Below are 2,800 nucleotides of genomic sequence, written 5' to 3' on the forward strand. Positions count from 1 at the left end.
GAGCTCCGCATAATCAAGACCCCGGAGGAGATAGAGGTCATAGAAGCAGCTTGTAAAATAGCCGACCAGGCCATGATGGCCGCCCTGGAGGAGATAAGTGAGGGCAAGCGCGAGAGGGAGATAGCCGCTAAAATGGAGTACGTCATGAAGATGAACGGCGCAGAGAAGCCGGCCTTCGACACGATAATAGCGAGCGGATGGCGTTCAGCCCTCCCGCACGGGATAGCGAGCGACAAGAGGATAGAGAAGGGCGATCTGGTCGTCATCGATGAGGGCGCCCTCTACAGGCACTACCACTCGGACATGACGAGGACGATAGTTGTGGGCAGTCCAAACGAGAAGCAGAAGGAAATCTACGAAATCGTCCTGGAGGCCCAGAGGAAGGGCGTCGAGGCGGCAAGGCCCGGGATTACGGCCAAAGAGCTTGACACCATCGTGAGGGACGTCATAGCGGAGTACGGCTACGGTGACTACTTCATTCACTCAACCGGGCACGGCGTCGGCCTTGAGATACACGAGTGGCCGCGCGTAAGCCAGATGGATGAGACCGTTCTCAAGCCGGGGATGGTGATAACGGTCGAGCCCGGCATATACATCCCCAAGTTCGGCGGCGTCAGGATAGAGGACACCATAGTCATCACGGAGAACGGCGCCAGAAGGCTCACCAAGACGGAGAGGGAGCTCATCTGACTCCCGCTCCCGTTCTTGACAACTTTTTAAACCCAAGAGGTCGACCCTTCTAAGGAGGTGAAAGAGTGCAGATAATCCACCAGGACGTCAAGGAGGGCAAGGTGAAGGTCAAGGCCGAGACCCTGGATGACCTTTGGCACCTCTACCACATAATTGACCCAGGTGACACGGTTTACGCCAAAACGCTCCGCAAGCAGAGCCAGAGGAGCGATTCTCTGAGGGCCGAGAAGGTCGAGGTAATCCCGGTTTTCCTCGGCGTTAGGGCCGAGAAGATAAACTTCCACAAGTTCGCCAACCAGGTTCGCGTTACCGGTCCGATAGTCTACGCGAGCAGGGAGGATGTTCCCCTCGGCAAGTACCACACGATAGCAATAGAGGAAGGGACCATTGTAACGATCCAGAAGCCCCGCTGGAAGGAGCACCACATCGAAAGGCTGAAGGAGGCTGTAGAAGCCTCCAAGAGGGCGAGGGTAATGATAGTCGTCATCGACGACGGTGAGGCAGACATGGCCCTCGTAAGGGAGTACGGGGTTGAGATACTCACGAGCATAAGGCACAACCTCGGCGGGAAGAGATACAACACCGATCGCGAGAGCGAGGAGAAGAAGTTCTTCCACGACGTTGCCAAAACCATGGAGGAAGTGATGAGGCGCGAGAAGGTCGAGAAGGCTATCGTTGCCGGCCCCGGCTTCGTCAAGGAAGACTTCTACAAGTTCCTGCAGGAGAACTACCCGGAGCTTGCAAAAAAGGTGGTCATAGAGGACACGAGCGTGACCGGAAGGACGGGCATCTACGAGGTCATAAAGCGCGGGACCGTTGAGCGGGTCTATCACGAGAACCGCGTCACCAAGGAGATACAGCTCGTTGAGAAGGTACTTGAAAACATAGCTAAGAACAACGGCTTAGCGGCGTACGGTCTCAGGGAGGTGGAGGAGGCGGTAAACTACGGCGCGGTTGAGACGCTTTTAGTGCTTGATGAGCTCCTGAAGGGGGAGCACAGGGAGAAGATAGAGGAGCTGATGGACGCGGTTCGCTATTCCCGCGGTGAAGTAGTGGTTGTCAGCTCGGAGCACGAGGGCGGCGATAAGCTCAAGGCCCTGGGCGGTTTGGCGGCCCTGCTGAGGTTCAGGGTGAAGTGAATGTTTTTATCCTCTTTATCTTCGAAACGATTAAAAACAATGGGGAGGACTAAAAACCATGAGCACCACTGTTGAGAGTTTGGAGAAGAGACTTTCAATGGTTGAAAGGCGCCTGGAAACCCTCGAGCAGATGATAGAACGCCTTCTCCCGGAGGATGACGAGGAGTTGCCGGAGATAAAAGAGATTGGTGAAGTTAGAGACTACAAGCCCGGAGAGTTCCAGCGTCTGGCCAAGGAACGTGGGCTTATTTGACATAGGCGGTTAAGTACTCGTCCTCGTTCTGGAAGTCAGTTGAGAAGGTTCTGAGAGGACTTTCGAGAAAAGAAAGGGAGAAGCTCATTTTGAAGCTCGACGAACTTGCCTCTGTTCTTCAGGAGACTCCCTATCCGGTTCACAGGTTTGACCTCAGGAAGGTTGTCGGCAGGGATGGAATTGAGATACGCGTTAGACTGGGCAAATACCGCGTTGTTTACTGGGTGCTGAAAGAGGAGCGAACGATCCTTCTCGTCGGCTTTTTCAGAAGGAACGAAACAACTTACAGAGCGAAATGAGCAGTAGTAACCTCTCTGAAGCTCAAACCCTGAGGCCATTCTTCAGTGCGTAGTGGTAGACGAACCCTCTGTCTTCCTTCACCCTCTCAAGTTCACCCCTCGAGATGAAGAGAATATCCGCCTTTACCCCTTTGAAGAGAAGCTCCCTGTGGATGAGTTTGTACGCTTCAAGCTCTGTTTTCCTTGGCACAGGCTCCGAGAGAACCACCAAAACGTCCCAATCGCTGTCCTTCCTGAAGTCGCCCCGCGCCCTCGAGCCAAAGAGGATTATCTCATCCACCTTAAGCCCGAGCTTCTTGGAAACTTTCTCAATAGTTGCTTTGATAACCTTAAGGCTCATGGTTTTTGAATAAACAATATCCTATTTATCCCTTTCCGCACCTTTCGGCTTCCTCCGGAAGGTTTATTACCCGTTGGAG

General features: G+C 53.8%; 4 protein-coding genes and 1 pseudogene. 4 read left to right on the forward strand and 1 reads right to left on the reverse strand.

Going from position 1 to position 2,800, the window contains the following annotated elements:
- The 4 genes and pseudogenes from MVC73_RS00230 to MVC73_RS00245 all read left to right on the forward strand — a co-directional run.
- A partial coding sequence (locus MVC73_RS00230; RefSeq protein WP_297505976.1) for a M24 family metallopeptidase occupies positions 1-690 on the forward strand: 690 nt, incomplete at its 5' end.
- A 65-nt stretch (positions 691-755) separates the two neighbouring features.
- Positions 756-1,829: an mRNA surveillance protein pelota gene (locus MVC73_RS00235; RefSeq protein WP_297505977.1), complete on the forward strand. Its 1,074-nt coding sequence runs from the start codon at positions 756-758 to the stop codon at positions 1,827-1,829.
- 58 nt (positions 1,830-1,887) lie between these two features.
- Positions 1,888-2,082, forward strand: a complete 195-nt coding sequence (locus tag MVC73_RS00240) for a hypothetical protein (protein WP_297505978.1) — start codon at positions 1,888-1,890, stop codon at positions 2,080-2,082.
- Between the two features lie 20 nt (positions 2,083-2,102).
- Positions 2,103-2,381, forward strand: a pseudogene (locus tag MVC73_RS00245) (type II toxin-antitoxin system RelE/ParE family toxin); the annotation flags it as partial.
- A 22-nt stretch (positions 2,382-2,403) separates the two neighbouring features.
- Here MVC73_RS00245 and MVC73_RS00250 read toward each other — a convergent pair.
- Positions 2,404-2,721 (reverse strand): nucleotidyltransferase domain-containing protein, encoded by a 318-nt coding sequence (locus tag MVC73_RS00250; RefSeq protein WP_297505979.1) that lies wholly within the window; start codon positions 2,719-2,721, stop codon positions 2,404-2,406.
- Positions 2,722-2,800: the final 79 nt, after the last annotated feature.

Origin of the sequence: Thermococcus sp. (assembly GCF_027052235.1) — an archaeon.
Lineage (GTDB): Archaea > Methanobacteriota_B > Thermococci > Thermococcales > Thermococcaceae > Thermococcus.